A 22214-nucleotide genomic window follows, 5' to 3' on the forward strand; every position below is an offset into this window, starting at 1 on the left:
AAGGCTGCCAATTGTGGCAGGTGACCGCGGCGGACGGCGGGAACCCCTCAGGCCTTGCCGAAGAGGTCGTGGGGGAAGGCCCCGGCCGCGACGGCCCGCCGGACGAATCCGCCGCCCAGTTCGGCGAGTCGGGCGAGGCCCCGCGCGCCGAGGTGTTCGTACGGGGCCGCGTCGAGCCGGTCGGTCTCGGTCTCCAGGCGTTCGCGGACGGCCCGGCCCTCGTCGGTGAGTTCGCCGTCGGGCTCCAGGATGCCCCGGGCGCGCAGTCGGGCGGCGGCGGCGTCGAGGTCGTCCTGCTGCCAGCCGCGGATGCTCCTGATCCACTTCGGGGTCATGCCGCGGCCGGTGGCGGTGTGGCTGACCAGGGCCTCCACCGGGTCGAGGCCGGTGAGCAGGAGGGCCGCCAGGTGGCCGTCGCCGCGGTGCTCGCGCAGCAGGGTGGTGGCGTGCCACAGGCGCAGGTGCGGCTCCTGCGGTAGGGGGAGGTCGGCGTGGGCGGCGTAGAGGGTGCGGGCGTGCCGGGTGCAGCCCTCGGTGGCGCGCAGGGCCAGGTCGGCGGCCTCGGACAGGTCGGCCGACTCGATGACGGCGGGTCCCAGGAGGCGGCGCAGGGTGGTGTCGGCTGCGCGCAGTCGGGCGGCGAGGACCTGCTCGGGCGTGGCGACGTCCCAGACGGCGGGGAGGTGCGCGGCGACCAGGTCGTGGCGGTAGTTGTAGAAGGCGGCGGTCACCGCGCCGGGGCCGACGGCGCCCATGGCGGCGGATCGGGTCGCGAGGTTGACGGCGACGCGGTGGGTGACGCCGAGGGCCGCGAGTTCGGTGGTGAGGTCGGGCGAGAAGTAGATCGTGGAGTGCAGCGGGTTGACGGCGGTGTGCCAGCAGCGTCGGGCGGCGTGCGGGGGAAGCGTCATGCGCCGCAGGTTACCGACTGCTCGGTATGTCGGGTGGGCCGGGGGTGCCGACGGCCCGGGTCCCCGCTCCGGTCGACCTCGCCGGGCCCGTGCGGCGCCCACCCTTTCCGGCCGTTCTGGTGGCGCCGGCGGGGGCGGGCGCGACCGGTGCGCGCGGGGGCGCCGGCCGGCCGACGGCGGCGCCGCGCCCCGGGTGCGCCGTACGCCGCCCGGCCCGTGGCGGCGGCCGTGGCGACGGCCGACCGGACGCGCTCACCGACCGGCGTGTCCGCTCAGCGGGGTGTGACGGCCGAATGGCGATCGTGTGACAGCAGGGGCCATGGACATGACGTGGCGCGGCACGGGTGAATACGGTCGACGGACGAGACCTTGAACCGATCTGTCTCCCCTACCACTTGGAGCTCTTCGTGCACCGCAAAGTCATCGCCCCGAGCGTGCTGGCCGCCTCCCTCCTGCTGGTGATCCCGGCGTCGGCGGCCAGTGCCGGTCCGGGCGCACCGGGTATCGGCGATCCCTACTACCCGGCCAGCGGGAACGGCGGTTACGACGTCTCCCACTACGACCTGCGCCTGCAGTACCAGCCGAAGACGGACCTGCTGGAGGGCACCGCCACCCTGCTGACCACGGCCAAGCAGGACCTGTCCCGGTTCAACCTCGACTTCGGACTCAAGGTGAGCGAGGTCCGGGTCAACGGGGTCAAGGCGAAGTTCGCCGCGACCGGCACCCAGGAGCTGGAGGTGACCCCCGCCCAGCCGCTCCTGAAGGGCAAGCAGTCCTCGGTGGTCGTCAAGTACGCGGGCAAGCCCTCGGAGTTCAAGGTCGACGGCTGGACGGCCTGGCAGCGCACCCCGGACGGCGGCGTGGCGGCGCAGGAGCCCGACTCCGCGATCTGGTGGTTCCCGAGCAACGACCACCCGCTGGACAAGGCCACCTTCGACGTCTCCGTCAACGTCCCGGACGGCACCCAGGCCATCAGCAACGGCGTGCTCCAGTCACAGAGCTCGAAGTTGGGCTGGACCCGCTTCAACTGGCGCTCCAACAAGCCGCAGGCCACCTACCTGGCCACCCTGGCCATCGGCAAGTTCGACATCACGACGGACAAGACGGCGAGCGGGCTGCCGATCCTGAACGCCTACAGCAAGGACCTCGGTGACAACGCCGGCGCGGCGCGCGCGAGCGTGGAGCGGACCGGCGAGGTCGCCGAGTGGCTGGAGGGCGTCTTCGGCCCGTACCCGTTCAACGCGCTGGGCGGCTACGTCCCGAACGTGAACGCGGGGTACGCGCTGGAGACGCAGACTCGGCCGTTCTACGGCCCGCGCCAGTTCCAGAACGGCGCGAACGTCTCGGTGGTCGTCCACGAGATCGCCCACCAGTGGTACGGCGACAGCGTCTCCGTCGACAACTGGAAGGACATCTGGGTCAACGAGGGCTTCGCCCGCTACAGCCAGTGGCTGTGGTCGGAGAAGGAGGGCGAGGGCACCGCGCAGGAGCTCGCCGACTGGACGTACGCCTCCCGCCCCGCCGAGGACCCGTTCTGGCAGGTCAAGCCCGGTGACCCGGGTGCGGAGAACCAGTTCCACGGTGCGGTCTACGACCGGGGCGCGATCGCGCTCCAGGCGTTGCGGAACGAGATCGGCGACGAGAAGTTCTTCCAGATCCTCAAGGGCTGGCCGACCGAGCGGGCCCACGGCAACGCCAAGGTCGGCGACTTCGTCCGCTACGCGGAGAAGGTCTCCAACAAGCCGCTGGCGCAGCTGTTCGAGACCTGGCTCTACACCCCGGGCAAGCCGGCCTTCGCCCCGCCGGCCGCGAAGAACGCCGGCGCCCGCTCCCTCCAGGCCCCGGCCAAGCCGGCCGCGGAGCCGAAGTCCTGGAAGAAGATCGCCGCGACGAACACGGTCCACGACCACGGCCACGACCACGGCCAGGAGCAGGGCCGCAAGCACGGTCACTGATCACACCCCGCCGCGTCCCCGGTGCGCGCCGGCGTCCCTCAGCGGGCGTCGGCGCGCGCCCGCGCCCGGGCGGCGCGGGCGATGGGCAGGTAGCGCAGGCGTTCCGGCAGCAGCGGTACGAGGATCCGCACGGCGGAGCTGAACCGCCGGAGCCTGCGCTCCTGGGCCGGGCTCCACTCCAACCCGACGGCCTCCCGGGCCTCGGGCGGCATGTAGCCGACGCTGACGAAGGCCCGCAGGCGCAGGAACGCCGTGCGCAGCAGCGGCCAGGTCAGTCGCAGCAGCAACCGGACCGGCGCGGACCCCGCCTCGGGCCGGGGCAGGGCCACATCGGTGGCGACCAGCTCCCGCGCCACCGCGGTCGGCTCGATCTCCTCCGCCAGCATCCGGCGGTAGTAGACCCAGTACTCCTCGATGGTCTGCGGCATGTCCCGGTCGTGGAGGCCGAGGATCCGGCCGACCTGGAGCCATTCCCGGTAGAGCTGCCGCTCCTGGGCGGGGGTGAAGGGCCGCAGCAGGTAGCGACCCGCGTACAGGTATACGGGGAAGCCGGTGGCGTGGACCCAGGAGTAGCAGGCGGGGTCGAGCGAGTGGTAGCGGCGGCCGCGGGTGTCGGTGCCCTGGATCTCCTTGTGCAGGCGGCGTACCCGGCGGCCCTCCTCGGCGGCGTCGGCGCCCCCGTACACCCACAGCTGGACCGAGCGCAGCGAGCGTTCGCCGCGCCCCCAGGGGTCGGTGCGAAAGACGGAGTGGGCGTCGACGCCGGCCCCGATGGCGGGGTGGGCGACCTGCAGGGTGAAGGCGGCGGGCAGCATCAGTAGGGCGCGGACGTCCCCGGCGATGGTCCACAGCACCCCGCCGGGGGCGGGGGGCTCGGGGTCGGGGCGGCGCCCGGTCGGTGGTGTGGCGGGGGGCGCGTCGTGCTGCTTCTCCATGACACAAGTATGCGAGCCCCGGACGGCCGTCTTCCGGACAGAAAGTCGATGCACGGGTGTTACCCAGAGGTAACTGGTGCTGCTTGTATGACGGCGTCGATCTTCCCCGCACTTCCCCCGCAGGAATGATGGAGACCCTCATGCTGCACACCTCGCCCCGCTCGCGCCGCGCCGCCGCCACGGCCGTCGCGGCGGTCGCCGCCGGCGCCCTGGCCGTCACCACCGCGCCGGCCGCCACGGCCGCGGAGGGCGCCGCGGCCCCGCGGCTCAGCGTCCTGTCGTACAACGTGTTCCTGATGAGCAAGAACCTGTACCCGAACTGGGGTCAGGACCACCGGGCCGCGGAGATCCCCAAGGCGTCCTTCTACCAGGGCCACGACGTGGTGGTGCTCCAGGAGGCCTTCGACAACCCCGCGTCGGACGCGCTCAAGGCCAACTCGGCGGCGAAGTACCCGTACCAGACCCCGGTGGTGGGCCGCGGCAAGAGCGGCTGGGACGCCACGGGCGGTGCGTACTCGGCGACGACGCCGGAGGACGGCGGCGTCACGATCCTGAGCAAGTGGCCGATCCTGCGCAAGGAGCAGGTGGTCTACAAGGACGCCTGCGGCGCCGACTGGTGGTCCAACAAGGGCTTCGCCTACGTCGTGCTGAACGTGAACGGCGCGAAGGTGCACGTGGTCGGCACGCACGCCCAGTCCACCGACCCGGGTTGCGGCGCGGGCGAGGCGGCGCAGATGCGCAGCCGGCAGTTCAAGGCGATCGACGCCTTCCTGGACGCGAAGAACATCCCGGCGACCGAACAGGTCATCGTCGCGGGCGACATGAACGTCGACTCGCGCACCCCCGAGTACGCCTCCATGCTGGCCGACGCCGACCTGGCCGGCGCGGACATCCGCACGGGGCACACGTACTCCTTCGACACCGCGCTCAACTCGATCGCGAACTACCGCTACCCGACGGACCCGCGCGAGGACCTGGACTACGTCCTGTACCGCAAGGGCAACGCCCGCCCGGCGGGCTGGGAGAACAACGTCGTCAAGGAGCAGTCGGCGCCGTGGACGGTCTCCAGCTGGGGCACCTCCTACACGTACGACAACCTTTCGGACCACTACCCGGTCGTGGGGTACGTCGCCCGGTAGTCGACAGGGCCGGAACTCCGTCGGACCGGCAGCCCAGAAGCATCCCCGACCACCGCGGACGCGATCCTGGTGGCCGCGCACGGGCAGTTCGCCTCCGGTACCGGCCGAATCGGCACGACGACCACGTGACGCCTCCTCCCGGCCCCGGGTCGGGAGGAGGGGCCGGTGCTCAGAAGTTGGCGGGCGGGAGTGGGAGGGGGAGTCCGGGCAGGCCGTCGATGCTCTGCGCTATGTGTTCCTTCTTGCTGAAGTACGCGCTCAGCGAGGCGTCGTCCTCGCGGGAGAAGCGTCGGCCGTGCAGGTCGCGTTCCTCGTCGTACGACATGAACGGCACCCCGTATCCGCAGGAGTCGCGGACGCGTTCGGCCGTCACCACGATGATCGCGCGCAGCCCGTGCAGGGTCGGGTCGATGTCCGGGAAGTGTGCGAGGAGTTCCGTGAAGCGCGGGTCGTCGCGGAAGACGGGCTCGCCCCGGCCGTGCACCCGGACGATGTTGGGCGCCCCCTGGAAGGCGCACCACATCACCGTGATCCGACCGTTCTCCCGCAGGTGCGCGATGGTCTCGGCGGTGCTGCCCGCGAAGTCGAGGTAGGCGATCCGCTGCTCGTCGAGCACCGCGAAGGAGCCCTTGAGGCCCTTCGGGGAGAGGTTGACCGTGCCGTCCCCGACGAGCGGGGCGGTCGCGGTGAAGAAGATCGGCTGCTGTTCGATGAAGGCGCGCAGCCTGCCGTCGATGCGTTCGTAAGTCTTTCCCATGTCTAAGGATTATGCGAGGAAAACCTTCGACTGTCTAACGAACTCCTCCCGGTCCGTCACCTCCGCCGTACGGGTGCCCGCCCGGGAGCGGGCACCCGCGGGAGTCAGCCGGCGGCCCTGGAGCGCTGCCATTCGTCGGCGTAGTCGTTGAAGATCGCCCGCAGGTGGTGGCCGATCTTCAGGTAGTCGAGGTCGTCGAGGTTGGCCAGGGAGACCCGGACCGACCATTCGGGTCCGTCGAACCCGCCGCCGTTGAGGAGGACGACGGAGGTCTGTTCGGCGAGTCGGAACAGGGGGTCGACGGGCTCGTAGTTCTTCTCCAGGAAGTCGGCGAAGTCCTTGCCGTGGACCCGCTCCGCCTCGGCGAGCAGGTCCAGTTCGATGTAGTAACCGGCCCGCTTGTCGTCCTCACTGATCTTCATCTGGGCGCCCTCCAGGAGGAGGTCCAGGCGCCGGTGGACGATCTGTCGGATGCGGGCCTTGTAGGCCTGGCCCTCGTCGAGCATGTCGAAGAGGGAGAAGAGCACCATCATCGTCTGCTGCGGCAGCGACAGGCCGGCGGTGTGGTTGAGGGCGACGGAGCGGGAGTCGGCGACCAACCGGTCGATGAACCGGATGGAGCCCGGGTCGAGGGTCAGGGTCCCGTACCGCTCGGCGAGGCGGTCCTTCTGGTCCTGGGGGAACGCGGCGATCATCTCGTCGATGACGTTGTCGTCGTGCAGTCCGATCACACCGAGGCGCCAGCCCGTGCAGCCGTAGTGCTTGGAGTACGAGTACACGAGCAGGGTGTTGCGCGGCAGTTCGGCGGCGAGCGAGCGGAAGCCCGGGACGAAGGTGCCGTAGACGTCGTCGGTGACGATCAGCAGGTTGGGGTTGGGGCCCGCCACGATCTCCTTGATCTGGTCGGCGACCCGGTCGCTGAGCGCCAGCGACGGCGGGTTGCTGGGGTTGACCAGGCAGACGAGTTTGACGGCCGGGTCCGCGAGCTTGGCCACCTCCTCCTCCGGGTACCGCCACTGGCGCACCCCTGTTTCGGCGAACAGGCTCGCGGAGACGTTGACCACCTCGAACTCGAAGGTGTCGAGTTCGGGGATCTCGATGTACGGGGTGAACACCGGGGTCAGCAGGGCGATCTTGTCGCCCTTGTGGAGGACCCCGTTCTTCATCAGCGAGTCGAAGATGTAGCACATGGCGGCCGTGCCGCCCTCGGTCGCGAAGAGCGAGAGGGTGTCGTGCGGCGGCCGCTCGTCGAACATCTCGTCGTGGACGTAGCCGCGCACGATGTGTTCCGCGTGGGTCAGCATCCGGTCCGGGACGGGGTAGTTGTCGCCCGTGATCGCGTCGGTCAGCTCGTGGATGAAGGCGTCCTTGTCGAACGGCCAGCGCTTCAGGGCGTACTGGACGCAGGCGGAGAGCATCTCGACGCCCGGGAGCTCGGGGTGGCGGCGCACCCAGGACTCGAACCGGCCGCCGATGCCCTTCTTCTCCGGCATCCCGCCGAGGTGGTCGGCGGTCCACACGCGCCGGGACTCGTCCAGGGCGAAGTAACCGAGGGCGTAGAACGCCTCGCGCGGTCCGGTGGCGATCCAGTTGGGGTTGCCGCGCCCCGCGTTGAGCATGGCGCGGGCAGTGGTCTCCTTCTGACCGGGCTTGTCCTCCTGGGCCGCCGTGGCGAGCTGGATGAACTTGTCCTTCAGCTCGAAGGGGCTGAGCTGGGCGAAGGACTGGATCTCTTCGCGGCTGAAGCTGGTCTCGGGCACGGTGCTTCCTTACGTGGACGGGTGCGGGGACGGGGCGCGACGGGCGGCGCGTCAGTGGTGGAGGAGGACGATGACGGCTCCCCAGATGGTCAGGAGCACGTTGCTGATGGCGTACGGGATCGTGTAGCCGAGCACCGGAACCTGCGACTTGGACTGTTCGACCACGGCGCCGATCGCGGCGGTGGTGGTCTGGCCGCCGGCGAGGACGCCCATCAGGATCGGAAAGCGGATCTTCTGGACGTGATGGCCGACGAGGAAGCCCACGAGCAACGGGATCAGCGTGGCGACGGCTCCGAAGACCAGCAGGCCCCAGCCGGCCAGGGCCAGCCCGCTGGTGAAGCTCGGCCCGGCGTTGATGCCGACGACCGCGACGAAGAGGCAGAGCCCGAGGGTGTCCATGAACCACTGGGCGCCGGGCGGAACGTTTCCGTACGTCGGGTACCTGCCCCGGATCCAACCGAACACCAGACCCATGATCAGCGCGCCGCCCGAGGTGGACAGCGAGATCGGCACCCCGCCGGCGGTCAGGGCGGGAATGCCCAGGCAGCCGCCGAGGAAGATGCCGAGGCCCACCCAGATCATGTCGGTGGCGAAACTCGTCGGCACCGGCTTGCCGAGGGCCGCGCCGGCCGGGTCGACGAGCCGCTTGGGCCCCGACAGGATCACCGTGTCGCCGCGCTCCACGGGGGTGCTGAGCCGGTAGGGGAACTCGGCGCCCGCCCGGTACAGCTTGTCGATGTACACACCGACCATGAACGGTTCGGCGCGCAGCTCCGCGATGCTCTTGCCCAACTGGGCCTTCTCGGAGACCACCACGTGCAGGGTTTCGGTCTGGTACCCGAGCAGCTCGACGTCGTCGGCCTCGGGGCCGATGTGGGTGCGGGCGTCGAACGCCACCAGGGAGTCGCGCAGGGCGGACACGGCCACCACGTCGCCCTCGCGCAGGGTGGTCTGCTGGGTGTGGTCGACGATCGCGCCGTCGCGGCGGACCCGGGTGAGGTAGATGCGGCGGCCGAGCGCCTTCTGCTGCTGCTCGAAGTCCTCGATGGTGCGGCCCACCAGGTCCGGATGGACGATGGTGTACGCGCGCAGGACGACCTCGTAGTACCCCTCGTGCAGGTCCGGGTCGTCGGCGGGCGCGTCCATCTCGATGGCGAGCCGGGCGCTCTCGGCGGCCAGGTCCCGGCGGTAGATCCGGGGCAGGATCGAGGCCAGCAGGATCGCGCAGAGGATGGTGCCGAGCGGGTAGGTGACCGCGTACCCGACGGCGACCAGGTTCTCCTGCTCCTTGATCTGGTCGGCGGACAGGCCCGGCAGGTTGCCGATGGCGTCCTGGGCGACACCGATGACGGCGGACTGGGTCAGCGCCCCGCCCAGCAGCCCCGCGCTGAGGCCGGGTCCGTAACCGAGGAAGGAGGCGAAGCCCCAGCAGACCAGCAATCCGGTCACGCAGACGATGACGGCGTTGATGACCTGCGGCAGGCCGTCCTTCTTCAGTCCCCGGAAGAACTGGGGCCCGACCTTGTAGCCGAGGGCGAAGAGGAACATCGTGAAGAAGAGGTTCTTCACGGTCCCGTCGATCGTGACCTTGAACTGTGCTCCGAAGACCAGCCCCACGATCAGGCAGCCCGTGACGGCGCCGAGGGCGATCGCCTTGTAGCGGAGCTTGCCGACGAAGAACCCGACCGCCACCGTGAGGAAGACGAGCAGCTCGCGGTGGGGTTGGAAGATGTTCCGGTTGAGGAAATCGATCATGTGGATGCCATCCGGTGGTGTACGGGGCTCAGGCGCCGAGGATCCCGACGAGGATCGGACCGGTCAGGGGCAACAGGAAGTTGGAGAGGGCGTAGGTGATCGTGTAGCCGAGCATCGGTACGGAGCTCTGTGCGACCTGCGTGACGGAGGTGATGGCCGGCGTGGAGCACTGCTGGCCGGCGATCGCTCCGATCAGCAGCGGCGGTTCGATCTTCAGGAGCTTGCGGCCGATGACGAGCGAGAGCGTGGCCGGTACGAGGACCATGGCGATCCCGGCGAAGGGCAGCAGCGCCCCGTACTCCTTGAGCAGCGGCCAGGCCTGGGGGCCGGAGGTGAGACCGGTGCAGGCGATGAACACCGCGAGGCCCATGTCCTTGATCGTGGTCGCGGCCTGGGGAGGGAAGGCGCCGAAGGTCTGTCGGCGGGAGCGGAACCAGCCGAAGAGCAGGCCGGAGACCAGACAGCCGCCACCGGTGCCCAGCGAGAGCGGGACGCCGCCGAAGCGGACGACGACCTGCCCGAGGAGGGAGCCGGCCGCGATGCCGAGGCCGAGGTAGACGAAGTCGGTGGAGTCGTTCTTCGCGACCGTGCCGATCTTCGCGACGATCCGGTTCAGCCCGGAGCGGGCGCCGACCAGGGTGACGACGTCGCCGCGCTCGATCACCGTCTCGGGGGTGGCCGGCAGGTTCTGGTCGCCCCTGAGCACGTCGGTGACGTACACGCCGCTGCGGGCGAACTCCGGGTGCTCGTGCACGATCCGGTCGATGGTCTTGCCGGAGACGGAGCGGTCGGTCACCGCGATCTGGCTGGTGACGAGCGGGGTGTCCACGCCCGGGATGCCGGGGGTCTCCGGGCCGATGGCGCGGCCGGCCTCGATGGTGTTCGAGCGGCGGCCGACGATCAGGACCAGGTCGGAGAGGGTGAGCGCGAGGTCGGGTGCGGGCGTCAGCGTCCTGGAGCCGCGTTTGACGGCCTCGACGGTGACCCGTCCGCCGAAGCCGGTCTCCAGGTCGCCGACCGTACGGCCGTCGGCGGTGGTGACCAGGTAGGTCCGGCCGACCAGGCCCGGCAGGGCCTCGCGTTCGTCGCTCTCCAGGGAAGCGCCGCCCCCGCGCATCCGCTCCCACAGCTCGCGGGAGGCGTCGCGCAGGTTGACGCGCAGCAGCATCGGCATGATCTGGCTGGTGTAGATGACGATGGTGATCAGGCCGAAGAGGTAGCAGACCGTGTAGGCGGTGGCCACGTGGCCCTGGTAGGTGGTGATCTGCTCGGCGGTCAGGTCGGGCAGTTTGGCGATGGCCTCGGTGGCGGTGCCGACGACGGCCGATTCGGTGGCGGCGCCGGCCAGGATGCCGGAGGCGGTGCCGACGTCCAGGTCGAAGGTTTTCGCCAGCAGGTAGGCGAGGCCCAGGACGCTGACCAGCTCGATGAGACAGAGCGCGAAGAAGCGCATGCTCTTGCGGTTGAGGTTGGCGAAGAACTGCGGGCCCGCCAGGTAGCCGAGGGCGAAGATGAACAGCGCGAAGAAGATCGTCTTGACGTCGGCGGAGATTTCGATGTGGGCCCAGGCGCCCAGTAGCAGGGAGACGATCAGCGTGCCGCAGATGCCGCCGAGGGTGATCGGACCGACCCGCAGCTTGCCGAGGAGGTAGCCGGCGGCCAGGCACAGGAAGAGGGCCAGTTCGGGGTGGTCACGCAGCACTCCCACGGATCGTCACCTCGCCCCGGCGGGAGGGCCCGGAGGCCCGGAGGGAACGTGTCGACATTTCCCCACCCTCACCCGGTGAGCGGGGACCCGCTCACCGGGTGGGGCCGTCCGGGTTACGGGGCCTCGTACAACCTTTCGATCAGGTCGCCGTACTTGTCCCGGACCACGCGGCGGCGCAGTTTCAGCGAGGGCGTGAGCTCGCCGGACTCCGGCCCCCACTCCGCGGCGAGCAGCCGGAACCGCTTGATCTGCTCGGTGCGGTTGAGCCTGGCGTTGGCGGCCTCGACGGCGCGGGCGACCTCGTCCAGGACGGCCGGGTGCGCGGCGAGCGCGTCGAGGGAGGCGGCCTCGATGCCGTGGGCGGCGGCCCAGGCCGGCGCCAGTTCGGGGTCGAGGACCAGCAGGGCGACGAGGTAGGAGCGGCCGTCGCCGTGGACCAGGGCCTGGCCGATCAACGGATGCTCCTTGACGGTGTTCTCCACCAGGGCCGGGGAGACGTTCTTCCCGTTCGAGGTGATGATCAGCTCCTTCTTGCGGTCCGTCAGCCACAGGAAGCCGTCGTCGTCGATCCGGCCGACGTCTCCGGTCGGGAACCAGCCGTCGGCGTCGGAGGCGGTCTCCAGCGAGCCGTCGGGCCTCAGGTAGCCGGCGAAGACGGTCGCGCCGCGCGCGAGGATCTCGCCGTCCTCGGCGACGCGCAGTTCCAGCCCCTCGATGGGCCGCCCCACCGAGCCCAGCCGGAACCCGTCGGGGCTGTTGACGGTGCACACGCCGGAGGTCTCGGTCAGCCCCCACGCGTCCATGATGGTGATCCCCCAACCCGCCAAGAACCGCACCACGTCGATCGGCATCGGCGCGGTGGCGCTGGCCGTCCACACCAGCCGGTCCAGCCCGGCCAGGCGCAGCAGCGGCTCCAGGACCCGCTCGCGCGCCTCGGCGTACGAGGCTGCGAGCGCGGCCGGCGCCTCCTCGCCGCGTTCCCGGTGGCCGGCGAGCGCCCGGGCCAGGTCGCCCGCCTCCTCGATGGCCCGCTGCTGCTCCCGCGGCAGCTGGGTGAGGACAGCCCGTACGCCGGCGGCCAGCTTCTCCCACACCCGGGGCACCCCGAAGAACTGCACGGGACGCAGTTCGCGGACGGCCGCCGCCACGGCGGTGGGGTCGCCGACGAGGCGGACGTGGGCGGCGCGCAGCAGGGGCAGGTAGATGCCGAGGATCCGCTCGGCGATGTGGGCGAAGGGCAGGTAGCAGATGTGCTCGGCGTGCTCCGGCAGGTCCGTGTTCCGGTCGAGGCGGACGGCCTGGAGCATGATGTTGCGGTGGGTCAGGCGGACGCCCTTGGGGTCCCCGGTGGTGCCGGAGGTGTAGACGACGGTCAGCGGGTCCTCGGGGCGGATCTCCTGCCAGGCCTTCTCGAAGGCGTCGGCGTCGTGCGGCCGGGCGCCGCTCGCGTACAGCGATCCGTAGGTGCGGTGCGGGCCCGCCTCGGCGGCCTCGGCGACCACGAGGCGCTCCAAGGGAACGGTGTCGTCGGCCAGCAGCGGTTCCCACCGGGCGAGTTCGCGAGCGCCCTCGACGACGGCCAGTCGGGCCCGGCTGTGGCGGGCTATGTGGGCTATCTGTTCGGGCGCGGAAGTTCCGTACACGGTGACGGGGACGGCGCCGAGGTGGACGAGGGCGAGGTCGGTGAGCCAGTGCTCGGGCCGGTTGCCCATCATCAGCAGCACGTGTTCGCCGCGCTGGACGCCGAGGGCGGCGTACCCGGAGGCGAGGACGGCGACCTCGCGGCGGACCTCGCTCCAGGTGAGGGTCCGCCACGCGGCCCCCTCGCGCCAGGAGAGCGCGGCGAGGGATCCGTGTTCGGCGGCGTTGCGGGCGAGCAGGACGGGCAGGGTGATCTCTTCGGGTCGTCCGGGCAGTCGCAGGTTCGTGGTCATGGGCAGCTCCTGGCCGTTTCACATCGTTGGTGCGACAGCAATACTGTTGAACCCAAGCTGTGGAGCAGAGAGCGAGGCGCAGACGATGGCCGACCGGGCAACCGAGCCGATGCTCACCGTCGACGAGCTGGCGTCGAAGGCCGGCGTCACCGTCCGCACCGTACGGTTCTACAGCACGCGCGGGCTTTTGCCCCCTCCCGTGATCGGACCCCGTCGGGTGGGGCACTACGGCCCCGAGCACCTGTCCCGACTGGCGCTCATCGAGGAGTTGCAGCACCAGGGCATGACCCTGTCGGCGATCCAGCGCTACCTGGACGCGCTGCCCGACGACCTGAGCGCGCACGACCTGGCGATCCACCGGGCGCTGGTGGCCACCTGGGCTCCGGACGCGGCCGAGGAGGTGTCGCGGGCCGAACTGGAGCGGCGGGCCGGACGGGACCTGACGGACGGTGACCTGCGCCGGTTGGCCGCGATGAACGTGGTGGCCGCCTCGGGCGAGGGGTTCCGGGTCGATCCGGGGCTGTTGCGGCTGGGGGTGGCGCTGCTCGACGTACCGATCGCGCACGAGACGATCCTGGTGGCCAGGCGGTTGCTGCTGGAGCACGCGCGGACGGCGGCGCACCAGCTGACGGCCCTGTTCCGCGACGAGGTGTGGGGGCCGTTCACCGAGGGCGAGAGCGATCCGGAGCGGGTGGAGTCGATGAAGGCACTGTCCGCGCACATGCAACCGATGGTGGTGCAGGCACTGGTGACGGCCTTCCAACGGTCCTTGAAGGAGGAACTGCGCGCGGCGTTCGTCTCCGAGTCCGACTGAGGGCAAAGCCCTCGCGCGCGGCCCGCCGGCCCGAGTAGTTTCGTGATCATGGCAGTCATCCACCACACCACGCTGACCCCGACCAAGGTCGAACTCCTCGCCGCCTGGCTCCCGTCGCGACCCTGGTACGGGGGCACCGGGTCCGCCCCGCGGCTCGCCAGGGCGGGCGGGTTCCGGCTCGACGACCCCGAGGGCGAGGTGGGCATCGAGTTCCTGGTCGTCATCGACGGCCCCGGCGACGCCGCGCCCGCCTACCTGACGCCCCTCACCTACCGCGCGACCCCGCTCGACGGCGGACGGGCGGGCCTGATCGGCACCCTGGAGCACGGAGTGCTCGGCAAGCGCTGGGTCTACGACGGAGCCCACGACCCGGTGCTGGTCGGCCAGTTGCTCGCGCTCCTGGCCGGCCGGGTGGCGGCGCAGGCGCAGGGCGAGAGCGACACGCCCGACCCGACGGTGGAGGTGCGCACCCTCGACGCCGACCTCCCGGCCGGGCTGACGGAGGTGACGGAGACCACCGGGGCCACCGTCCTCGCGGCCCCGGGGGCGCCGGTGACCCTGAGCCTGACCCGGGTCCTGCGCCCGGGGCCGGCCGCCGGACGGGACGTACGGGGTCAGGTGCTGGCCCCCTGGTCCGCCCCGGACGGCGCCGCGCCGCGCGGCGCCTTCGCGGTGCTGCGCGACTCCGCCCGGTAGGCCGGTACGTACGCGCGGGCGCCCCGGTCCCGGTGCCGGGACCGGGGCGCCCGCGCCGGGGCGACGTACGCCCCGCCGCGCTCAGTCGGCGTACGTCTCGCCGCGCTCGGCCTTCGCCACCAGGGAGGCGGGCGGGGTGAATCGCTCGCCGTACTGCTCGGCGAGTTCCCGGGCGCGGGCCACGAACCCGGGCAGGCCGCCCTCGTAGCCGTTGACGTACTGGATCACGCCGCCGGTCCAGGCGGGGAAGCCGATGCCCATGATGGAGCCGATGTTGGCGTCGGCGATCGAGGTGAGGACGCCCTCGTCGAGGCAGCGGACGGTGTCCAGGGCCTCGGAGAACAGCATCCGCTCCTTCATGTCCTCGAAGGGGATCTCGTACCCGACCTTGGTGAAGTGCTCGCGCAGGCCCGGCCAGATGCCGGCGCGCTTGCCGGCCTCGTCGTACGCGTAGAAGCCGGCGCCGCCACTGCGGCCGGGGCGGTCGAACTCGTCGACCATCCGGTCGATGACGGTGTCGGCCGGGTGCTCGGCCCAGGTACGGCCCTCGGCCTCGAAGGCCTTGCGGGTCTCGTTGCGGATCTTGCGCGGCAGGGTGAGGGTGAGCTCGTCCATGAGGGAGAGCACCTTGGCCGGGTAGCCGGCCTGGGCGGCGGCCTGCTCGATGGAGGGGGGCTCGATGCCTTCGCCGACCATCGCGACGCCCTCGTTGATGAACTGGCCGATGACCCGCGAGGTGAAGAAACCGCGCGAGTCGTTGACGACGATCGGCGTCTTGTTGATCAGGCGGACCAGGTCGAACGCGCGGGCGATGGCCTCGTCGCCGGTCCGCTCGCCCTTGATGATCTCGACGAGGGGCATCTTGTCGACGGGCGAGAAGAAGTGCAGGCCGATGAAGTCGGCCGGCCGCTTCACCCCTTCGGCGAGGCCGGAGATCGGCAGCGTCGAGGTGTTGGAGCAGAGCAGCGCGTCGGGCGCGATGACGTCCTGGATCTCCTGGAACACCTTGTGCTTGAGGGAGGTGTCCTCGAAGACGGCCTCGATCACGGCGTCGCAGCCGGCCAGGTCGGCGGCGTCGGCGGTGGGGGTGATCCGGGCGAGGATCTCGGCGCGCTTGGCTTCGGTGGTGCGGCCCCGGGAGAGCGCCTTGTCGAGGAGCTTCTCGGAGTAAGCCTTGCCCTTGGCGGCGGCTTCGGGGGTGACGTCCTTGAGCACCACCTCGATGCCCGCGCGGGCGCAGGAGTAGGCGATGCCGGCGCCCATCATGCCGGCGCCGAGGACCGCGACCCTGCGGACCGTGCGGGGCTCGACGCCGCCGGGGCGGCTGCGGCCGGCGTTGACGGCCTGGAGGTCGAAGAAGAACGCCTGGATCATGTTCTTGGCGGTCTGCCCGGTGACCAGCTCGGTGAAGTACCGGGCCTCGATGGTCAGCGCGGTCTCGAAGTCCACCTGGGAGCCCTCGACGGCGCAGGCCAGGATGTTGCGCGGGGCCGGGTACGGGGCGCCGTTCAGCTGCTTCTTCAGGTTGGCCGGGAAGGCCGGCAGGTTCGCCGCGAACCGCGGGTGGGACGGGGTGCCGCCGGGGATCTTGTAGCCGGGTACGTCCCACGGCTGCTGCGACCGCGGGTTGGCGTCGATGAAGGCGCGCGCCTTGGCCAGCATCTCCTCCGGGGTGGCGGCCAGTTCGTGGACCAGGCCGTTCTCCAGGGCCCGCGCCGGGTTGTACTGGGTGCCCTGGAGCAGGACCTTGAGCAGCGCGTCGGCGATGCCCATGAGGCGGACGGTACGGGTGACGCCGCCGCCGGCCGGCAGCAGACCGAGGGTGACCTCGGGCAGGCCGATCTTCGAGCCGGGCGCGTCGAGCGCGACGCGGTGGTGGGAGGCCAGGCAGATCTCGTAACCGCCGCCGAGCGCAGCCCCGTTGATGGCGGCGACGACGGGCTTGCCGAGGGTCTCGATGCGGCGCAGCGAGCGCTTGATCTCGGTGCCGGTGTCGAAGGCGAGCCGGGCGTCCTCGGGCCGCAGCCGGATCATGTCCTTGAGGTCGCCGCCCGCGAAGAAGGTCTTCTTCGCGGAGGTGTAGATGATGCCCCGGATGGAGTCCTTCTCGGCCTCGGCTCGGTCGGCGATCGCCGCGATGGAGTCCTTGAAGGCCTGGTTCATGGTGTTGGCGGACTGGTCGGGGTCGTCGAGGACGAGGGTGACGACGCCGGTCTCGTCCTGTTCCCAGCGGATCGTGGTGGACTCGCTCATGGTCACTGCTTTCGTTTCGGAAGGTCCGGGGGGCGTGGGTACAGGACGGATCAGAGGCGTTCGACGATGGTGGCGACACCCATGCCGCCGCCGACGCACAGGGTCACGAGCCCGTAGCGCTTGTCCTGGCGCTCCAGTTCGTCGATGACCGTGCCGAGGATCATCGCGCCGGTCGCCCCGAGCGGGTGGCCGAGGGCGATGGCGCCGCCGTTGACGTTGACCTTGTCGAGGGAGACGCCCATGTCCGCGACGAAGCGCAGTACGACGCCGGCGAAGGCCTCGTTGATCTCGATGAGGTCGATGTCGTCGATGGTGAGCCCGGCCTTGGCGAGGGCCTTGCGGGTGGCGGGGGCGGGGCCGGTGAGCATGATGGTGGGCTCGGAGCCGGACACCGCGGCGGAGACGATGCGGGCCCGCGGCGTGAGACCGCCCCGCTCCCCCGCCTCGCGGGAGCCGATGGCGACGAGGGAGGCGCCGTCGACGATGCCGGAGGAGTTGCCGGCGTGGTGGACGTGGTCGATCTTCTCGACCCAGTGGTACTTCTGCAGGGCGACGGCGTCGAACCCGCCGAGGTCGCCGATGTCGGCGAAGGACGGCTTGAGCTTGGCCAGCGAGTCGGCGGTGGTGCCGGGGCGGATGAACTCGTCGTGGTCCAGGACGACCAGGCCGTTGCGGTCGGTGACCGGGACGACGGACCGGGCGAAGCGCCCCGCCTTGACGGCCGCGGCGGCGCGTTCCTGGGACAGGGCGGCGTACTCGTCCACGTCGCGGCGGGAGAACCCGCCGATGGTGGCGATGAGGTCGGCGCCGATGCCCTGCGGGACGAAGCCGGTGTCCCAGTTGGTCATGGGGTCGGCGAACCAGGCGCCGCCGTCGGAGGCCATCGGGACGCGGGACATGGACTCGACGCCGCCCGCGAGGACCATGTCCTCCCAGCCGGAGCGGACCTTGGCGGCGGCCAGGTTGACGGCCTCCAGACCGGAGGCGCAGAAGCGGTTCTCCTGTACGCCCGCCACGGTGTCGGGGAGTCCGGCGGCGATGGCCGCGATCCGGGCGATGTCGGAGCCCTGGTCCCCGACGGGGCCGACGACGCCGAGGACGATGTCGTCGATGGCGGCCGGGTCCAGGCCGGGGTTGCGCTCGCGCAGGGCGTGGATCAGGCCCACGACCAGGTCGATCGGCTTGGTGCCGTGCAGGGCGCCGTTGGCCTTGCCGCGCCCGCGCGGGGTGCGGATCGCGTCGTATACGTAAGCTTCGGTGCTCACTGGTCAAGCCTTTCGGAGGTTTCCAAGGGGAGTTTCCCAGGGGAGGTTTCAGCCCAGCAGGGAACGGCCGATGATCTCCTTCATGATCTCGGTCGTGCCGCCGTAGATGGTCTGGATGCGGCCGTCGGTGAAGGCACGGGCGACCCGGTATTCGCTCATGTAGCCGTAACCGCCGTGCAGTTGCAGGCAGCGGTCGGCGACCCGCTTCTGGAGTTCGGTGGCCCACCACTTGGCCATGGAGGCGTGGACGTGGTCGAGTTCGCCGTGCGAGTGATCGGTGATGCAGCGGTCGATGAAGGCACGGGTGACCGCGCACTCGGTGGCCATCTCCGCGATCTCGAAGCGGATGTGCTGGAGCTTGGACAGGGGGCGGCCGAAGGCCTCCCGTTCCTTCACGTACCGGCTGGTGATCTCCAGCAGGTGCTCGGCGGCGGCGATGCCGGCCATGGCGATGCCCATCCGCTCCTGCGCGAGGTTGGTCATCAGGTGGAGGAAGGCGCCGTTCGGTTCGCCGAGCAGGTTCTCCTTGGGGACGCGTACGTCGTTGAAGAACAACTCGGCGGTGTCCTGGGCCTTCTGGCCGATCTTGTCGAGGTTGCGGCCCCGCTCGAAGCCCTCGGCGCCGCGCTCGACGACGAACAGGGACAGCCCGTGCGCCCCGCCCTCGGGGGTGGTCTTCGCGACCACGATGACGAGGTCGGCGAGGATGCCGTTGGAGATGAACGTCTTGGAGCCGTTCAGCAGCCAGTGGTCGCCCCGGTCCTCGGCGGAGGTGCGGATGCCCTGGAGGTCGGAACCCGCGCCCGGTTCGGTCATCGCGATGGCGGTGATCGTCTCGCCGGAGCAGAAACCGGGCAGCCAGCGGCGCTTCTGTTCCTCGGTGGCCAACGAGGTCAGGTACGGGCCGATGATGTCGTTGTGCAGGCCGATGGCGAGCCCCGGCGTGCCGGCGCGGGTGAACTCCTCGGCTATCACGGCGGCGTAGCGGAAGTCGGTGTTGCCACCGCCCCCGTACTCCTCCGGGACGGCCAGGCCCAGCAGCCCCTGGCGGCCCGCGGCCAGCCAGGCCTCACGGCTGACGATGCCGTCCTTCTCCCACTGCTCGTAGTGCGGCAGCACCTCCTTGCTCAGGAAGGTGCGGACGCTCTCGCGGAACGCGTCGTGGTCGACGTCGAAGATCCGGCGCTTCATCAGGGGGCCTCCTAGAGCCAGTTCTTGACGGTTTCGATCCGCGGGTCGCCCGCGTGGTCGAGCATCATCGAGAGTTCCATCAGGCGTCCTCACCGAGCAGGGCCGGTACGTCCCAGTCGGCGGCGACCGAAGCGGTGTCGGCGCCCGGCCGCGCGGGACCCGTGGTGACGGCCGTCGGGGTGAGGGAGAACCGGGGCGCGGGGGCGGGTTGGGTGATGCCCCCGAAGTCGGTGAAGGTGCCGCGGGCGGCGAGGTGCGGGTGGTGCGGCGCCTCGCGCAGGGACAGCACGGGGGCCACGCAGGCGTCGGTGCCCTCGAAGACCTCGGTCCACTGGGCGCGCGTACGGGACTTGAAGCGCTCGGCGACCGCCTCGCGGAGTTCGCCCCAGCGCGCCAGGTCCTTGCGCGCGGGCGCCCGGTCGCCGAGGCCGAGGAGGCCGACGAAGGTGTCGTAGAACTGCTGCTCCAGCGCGCCGACCGCCATGTGGCCGCCGTCGGAGGTCTCGTAGGTGCCGTAGAAGGGGCAGCCGCCGTCGAGGAGGTTGACCCCGCGCCGGTCCTGCCAGCCGCCCGCGGCGACCATGCCGTGGATCATGGCGGTGAGGTGGGCGGTGCCGTCGACGATCGCGGCGTCCACGACCTGCCCGGCGCCGCCGGGCGTGCGGGCGTGCCGGAGCGCCGCGAGGACGCCGATGACGAGGTAGAGCGAGCCGCCCGCGTAGTCCCCGACCAGGTTGGCGGGCACGGCGGGCGGCTCGTCGGGCCGGCCGATCATGCCGAGCGCCCCGGTGACGGCGATGTACGCGATGTCGTGCCCGGCGGTGTGGGCGAGCGGCCCGTCCTGGCCCCAGCCGGTCATCCGACCGTAGACCAGGGCGGGGTTGCGGGCGTGGCAGTCGGCGGGGCCGACCCCGAGCCGCTCGGCGACCCCGGGGCGGAACCCCTCGATCAGCACGTCGGCGCGCTCGACCAGGTCGAGCACCCGGGCGGGCCCGTCCGCGGCCTTGAGGTCGATCAGTACGGACCGCTTGTTGCGGTTGGTGACGTCGTAGGCCGGGTCGACGGCGAGGCCGCCCCCGCCGGGCCGGTCCACCCGGACGACGTCCGCGCCCAGGTCGGCCAGGAGCATGGCGGCGAACGGGCCGGGGCCGATGCCCGCCAGTTCGACGACGCGCACGCCCGCGAGCGGGCCGCCCGCCGACGCGGGGCCCGCGCCGGTCTCCGCGGCCGGTGTCGCGCCCGGTTCCGTTCCTGATCCCGTCACTGCCATCGAGCCCCCAGCGCCCCTGGTGCGAGTGTGTGACACAACCGATGTAACACCAGCGATGCTAGGAACGCGTTCCACTCAGCACAAGAGCAAGCGCTTAGTCGTTTTGGCCCAGTCGTTCTCGCCCGGTCGTTCTCGCCCAGTCGTTCTCGCCGCCGTCCCGTTCCGGAGCCCGACCCGCGGCCCGGTCCGCGATCCGCGCGTCCAGTTCCCTCACGTGCCGCTTGAGCGCCACCGTCCGGTAGCTCTCCTCCACCCACTCGCACAGCACCTCGGCCGTCGGCGCCCCCTTCTCCCCCAGCGGCACGGAGACCCAGCCGGCCCGCCCCAGCCCGTACCCGGTGGGCTCGGCCCCCGGCGCCGTCATCGCGTGGCCGTGCAGGGCCTCGTCCTTGAGCTTCACCGACACGCCGGGGGCTTCGGGGCCGTCCGCGTTCCCGAGGAAGACGAAGATCTTCCTGTTGACCTTCACCACCGCGTCCTCGGGCCCCCACGGATGCTCCTCCACGGCTTCCGGCAGCCCCAGCGCGAACTCCCGCACCGCCTCCCACCTGCGCACCGCAGCCTTCATCGACGCCTCCCACTTACCGCAGGTCACACCTGCGCGCACGGACAGTCGCGTCCCACGCTAGCCTCAGCCACCGATACCAGCCGGGAGGAGCGGTTCATGAACGAGCACGTCCGCAAGGAAGGTCCGCAACGGGCCCACGACGTCGTACTCTTCGGCGCGACCGGTTTCGTGGGAGCCCTGACCGCCGAGTACCTGGCCGCGCACGCCCCGGCGGCCTGCCGGTGGGCCCTCGCGGGGCGCGACCTCGGCAAGTTGGAGCGGCTGCGCGAGCGGCTGACCGCCCTCAACCCGGCCTGCGCCGACCTGCCGCTGCTGCGGGCGGACGCCTCCGACGGCCCGGCCGTGCGCGAACTGGCCGCCTCCACCCGGGTGCTGGCCACGACCGTGGGCCCGTACGTCTGGTACGGGGCGGAGCTGGTCGAGGCCTGCGCCGAGGCGGGCACCGACTACGTCGACCTCACCGGCGAGCCGGAGTTCGTCGACCGGATGTACGTCGCCCACGACGCCCGGGCCCGGGAGACGGGGGCGCGGTTGGTGCACGCCTGCGGCTTCGACTCGGTTCCGGCCGACCTCGGGGCCTGGTTCACGGTGAACCGGCTGCCCGAGGGCGTACCGCTGCGGGTGGACGGGTTCGTCCGCTCCAACGCCCTGTTCTCCGGCGGCACCCTGGCCTCCGCCCTCACCGCGCTGGGCCGGGGTCCGCAGACCCTGGCCGCGGCCCGCTCCCGGCGCCTGCACGAACCGCGGCTGCCCGGGCGTCGCGTACGGGGGCCCGTGGGCGCCCCGCGCTTCAGCCGGGAGACCGGCTCCTGGGCGCTGCCGCTGCCCACCCTCGACCCGGCGGTGGTGGCCCGGTCGGCGGCCGCGCTGGCGCGGTACGGTCCGGACTTCCGCTACCGGCACTACGCCGCCGTACGGCATCTGCCGGTCGCGGTCGGCGGTACGGCGGCCGTGGGCGCGGTGGCCGCGCTGGCGCAGGTCCCGGCGCCCCGCCGGTGGTTGATGGGCCGCTGGGAGCCGGGCAGCGGCCCGGACGCGGAACGCCGGGCGCGCAGCTGGTTCACCCTCCGCTTCGTCGGGGAGGGCGGGGGCCGGCGGGTGTTCACCGAGGTCTCGGGCGGCGACCCGGGGTACGGCGAGACGGCGAAGATGCTGGCCGAGTCCGCGCTGTGCCTGGCCCACGACGCCCTGCCGGACACCGCCGGGCAGCTCACCACGGCGGTGGCGATGGGCGACGCCCTGCTGGACCGGTTGCAGGAGGCGGGCATCCGCTTCCGGGTGGCGGCGGAGGACTGAGCGGGGC

Annotated in this window: 17 protein-coding genes; 5 read left to right on the forward strand and 12 right to left on the reverse strand. The window is 71.4% G+C overall.

All coding sequences use genetic code 11. The features are described 5' to 3' along the window. Nucleotides 1-47: 47 nt before the first annotated feature. Nucleotides 48-911 carry an SCO6745 family protein gene (locus tag ACZ4XJ_RS05055; RefSeq protein ID WP_362875686.1) on the reverse strand — a complete coding sequence of 288 codons (864 nt, stop codon included), beginning with the start codon at nucleotides 909-911 and terminating at the stop codon, nucleotides 48-50. A 407-nt stretch (nucleotides 912-1318) separates the two neighbouring features. Between ACZ4XJ_RS05055 and ACZ4XJ_RS05060 the strand changes: the two genes are divergently transcribed. Continuing rightward, nucleotides 1319-2866, forward strand: a complete 1548-nt coding sequence (locus ACZ4XJ_RS05060) for a M1 family metallopeptidase (RefSeq protein WP_468495341.1) — start codon at nucleotides 1319-1321, stop codon at nucleotides 2864-2866. Between the two features lie 38 nt (nucleotides 2867-2904). Here the strand turns inward: ACZ4XJ_RS05060 and ACZ4XJ_RS05065 are convergent, their stop codons facing one another. Next, on the reverse strand, nucleotides 2905-3801 hold the full coding sequence (locus ACZ4XJ_RS05065) for an oxygenase MpaB family protein (protein ID WP_468495342.1): 897 nt from the start codon (nucleotides 3799-3801) through the stop codon (nucleotides 2905-2907). Nucleotides 3802-3941: 140 nt separating this feature from the next. Between ACZ4XJ_RS05065 and sph the strand changes: the two genes are divergently transcribed. Further along, nucleotides 3942-4940, forward strand: coding sequence for a sphingomyelin phosphodiesterase (gene sph, locus ACZ4XJ_RS05070; protein ID WP_468495343.1), 999 nt, complete (start codon nucleotides 3942-3944; stop codon nucleotides 4938-4940). Between the two features lie 169 nt (nucleotides 4941-5109). Here the strand turns inward: sph and ACZ4XJ_RS05075 are convergent, their stop codons facing one another. From ACZ4XJ_RS05075 to ACZ4XJ_RS05095, 5 genes are all read right to left on the reverse strand, one after another. Next, entirely contained in the window at nucleotides 5110-5697 is a 588-nt protein-coding gene (locus tag ACZ4XJ_RS05075; RefSeq protein WP_362875682.1) for a pyridoxamine 5'-phosphate oxidase family protein, read from the reverse strand. 104 nt (nucleotides 5698-5801) lie between these two features. Further along, entirely contained in the window at nucleotides 5802-7457 is a 1656-nt protein-coding gene (locus ACZ4XJ_RS05080) for a bifunctional aspartate transaminase/aspartate 4-decarboxylase (RefSeq protein WP_468495344.1), read from the reverse strand. 51 nt (nucleotides 7458-7508) lie between these two features. Then, nucleotides 7509-9212 carry an aspartate-alanine antiporter gene (gene aspT, locus ACZ4XJ_RS05085; protein ID WP_468495345.1) on the reverse strand — a complete coding sequence of 568 codons (1704 nt, stop codon included), beginning with the start codon at nucleotides 9210-9212 and terminating at the stop codon, nucleotides 7509-7511. Nucleotides 9213-9240: 28 nt separating this feature from the next. Next, a complete protein-coding gene (aspT, locus tag ACZ4XJ_RS05090) occupies nucleotides 9241-10920 on the reverse strand; it encodes an aspartate-alanine antiporter (protein WP_468495346.1) in 1680 nt (559 codons plus the stop codon). Nucleotides 10921-11033: 113 nt separating this feature from the next. After that, the gene (locus ACZ4XJ_RS05095) at nucleotides 11034-12854 is read right to left on the reverse strand and encodes an AMP-dependent synthetase/ligase (RefSeq protein WP_468495347.1); all 1821 of its coding nucleotides are present in this window, start codon (nucleotides 12852-12854) and stop codon (nucleotides 11034-11036) included. Nucleotides 12855-12939: 85 nt separating this feature from the next. On the opposite strand from ACZ4XJ_RS05095, the gene ACZ4XJ_RS05100 reads away from it, so the two are divergent. Both ACZ4XJ_RS05100 and ACZ4XJ_RS05105 read left to right on the forward strand, forming a co-directional pair. After that, nucleotides 12940-13668, forward strand: a complete 729-nt coding sequence (locus ACZ4XJ_RS05100) for a MerR family transcriptional regulator (RefSeq protein ID WP_362875677.1) — start codon at nucleotides 12940-12942, stop codon at nucleotides 13666-13668. A gap of 48 nt (nucleotides 13669-13716) precedes the next feature. Continuing rightward, nucleotides 13717-14364 (forward strand): maltokinase N-terminal cap-like domain-containing protein, encoded by a 648-nt coding sequence (locus ACZ4XJ_RS05105; protein WP_468495348.1) that lies wholly within the window; start codon nucleotides 13717-13719, stop codon nucleotides 14362-14364. An 81-nt stretch (nucleotides 14365-14445) separates the two neighbouring features. On the opposite strand, the gene ACZ4XJ_RS05110 is transcribed toward ACZ4XJ_RS05105, so the two are convergent. The 5 genes from ACZ4XJ_RS05110 to ACZ4XJ_RS05130 all read right to left on the reverse strand — a co-directional run bounded on the left by ACZ4XJ_RS05110 (nucleotide 14446) and on the right by ACZ4XJ_RS05130 (nucleotide 20911). Further along, on the reverse strand, nucleotides 14446-16617 hold the full coding sequence (locus ACZ4XJ_RS05110) for a 3-hydroxyacyl-CoA dehydrogenase NAD-binding domain-containing protein (protein WP_468495349.1): 2172 nt from the start codon (nucleotides 16615-16617) through the stop codon (nucleotides 14446-14448). A 50-nt stretch (nucleotides 16618-16667) separates the two neighbouring features. Beyond that, nucleotides 16668-17882, reverse strand: coding sequence for an acetyl-CoA C-acetyltransferase (locus tag ACZ4XJ_RS05115; RefSeq protein WP_362882936.1), 1215 nt, complete (start codon nucleotides 17880-17882; stop codon nucleotides 16668-16670). Nucleotides 17883-17930: 48 nt separating this feature from the next. Further along, nucleotides 17931-19073: an acyl-CoA dehydrogenase family protein gene (locus tag ACZ4XJ_RS05120; protein ID WP_362882934.1), complete on the reverse strand. Its 1143-nt coding sequence runs from the start codon at nucleotides 19071-19073 to the stop codon at nucleotides 17931-17933. A gap of 79 nt (nucleotides 19074-19152) precedes the next feature. After that, complete coding sequence (locus ACZ4XJ_RS05125) at nucleotides 19153-20343, reverse strand: CaiB/BaiF CoA transferase family protein (protein ID WP_362882932.1); 1191 nt, start codon at nucleotides 20341-20343, stop codon at nucleotides 19153-19155. 94 nt (nucleotides 20344-20437) lie between these two features. Continuing rightward, nucleotides 20438-20911 (reverse strand): MmcQ/YjbR family DNA-binding protein, encoded by a 474-nt coding sequence (locus ACZ4XJ_RS05130; RefSeq protein ID WP_468495350.1) that lies wholly within the window; start codon nucleotides 20909-20911, stop codon nucleotides 20438-20440. Between the two features lie 96 nt (nucleotides 20912-21007). Here ACZ4XJ_RS05130 and ACZ4XJ_RS05135 point away from each other — a divergent pair, with 96 nt between their 5' ends. Further along, entirely contained in the window at nucleotides 21008-22207 is a 1200-nt protein-coding gene (locus ACZ4XJ_RS05135) for a saccharopine dehydrogenase family protein (RefSeq protein WP_468495351.1), read from the forward strand. Nucleotides 22208-22214 lie beyond the last annotated feature (7 nt).

The sequence above is a fragment of the Streptomyces sp. NPDC029836 genome (assembly GCF_055574495.1).

Bases quoted from the DNA above. Each gene is read 5' to 3' on its own strand.
- ACZ4XJ_RS05055 (WP_362875686.1), bottom strand. From the start codon at position 911: ATGACGCTTCCCCCGCACGCCGCCCGACGCTGCTGGCACACCGCCGTC.
- ACZ4XJ_RS05065 (WP_468495342.1), bottom strand. From the start codon at position 3,801: ATGGAGAAGCAGCACGACGCGCCCCCCGCCACACCACCGACCGGGCGC.
- sph (WP_468495343.1), top strand. From the start codon at position 3,942: ATGCTGCACACCTCGCCCCGCTCGCGCCGCGCCGCCGCCACGGCCGTC.
- ACZ4XJ_RS05075 (WP_362875682.1), bottom strand. From the start codon at position 5,697: ATGGGAAAGACTTACGAACGCATCGACGGCAGGCTGCGCGCCTTCATC.
- aspT (WP_468495345.1), bottom strand. From the start codon at position 9,212: ATGATCGATTTCCTCAACCGGAACATCTTCCAACCCCACCGCGAGCTG.
- ACZ4XJ_RS05095 (WP_468495347.1), bottom strand. From the start codon at position 12,854: ATGACCACGAACCTGCGACTGCCCGGACGACCCGAAGAGATCACCCTG.
- ACZ4XJ_RS05100 (WP_362875677.1), top strand. From the start codon at position 12,940: ATGGCCGACCGGGCAACCGAGCCGATGCTCACCGTCGACGAGCTGGCG.
- ACZ4XJ_RS05105 (WP_468495348.1), top strand. From the start codon at position 13,717: ATGGCAGTCATCCACCACACCACGCTGACCCCGACCAAGGTCGAACTC.
- ACZ4XJ_RS05110 (WP_468495349.1), bottom strand. From the start codon at position 16,617: ATGAGCGAGTCCACCACGATCCGCTGGGAACAGGACGAGACCGGCGTC.
- ACZ4XJ_RS05120 (WP_362882934.1), bottom strand. From the start codon at position 19,073: ATGAAGCGCCGGATCTTCGACGTCGACCACGACGCGTTCCGCGAGAGC.
- ACZ4XJ_RS05125 (WP_362882932.1), bottom strand. From the start codon at position 20,343: ATGGCAGTGACGGGATCAGGAACGGAACCGGGCGCGACACCGGCCGCG.
- ACZ4XJ_RS05130 (WP_468495350.1), bottom strand. From the start codon at position 20,911: ATGAAGGCTGCGGTGCGCAGGTGGGAGGCGGTGCGGGAGTTCGCGCTG.
- ACZ4XJ_RS05135 (WP_468495351.1), top strand. From the start codon at position 21,008: ATGAACGAGCACGTCCGCAAGGAAGGTCCGCAACGGGCCCACGACGTC.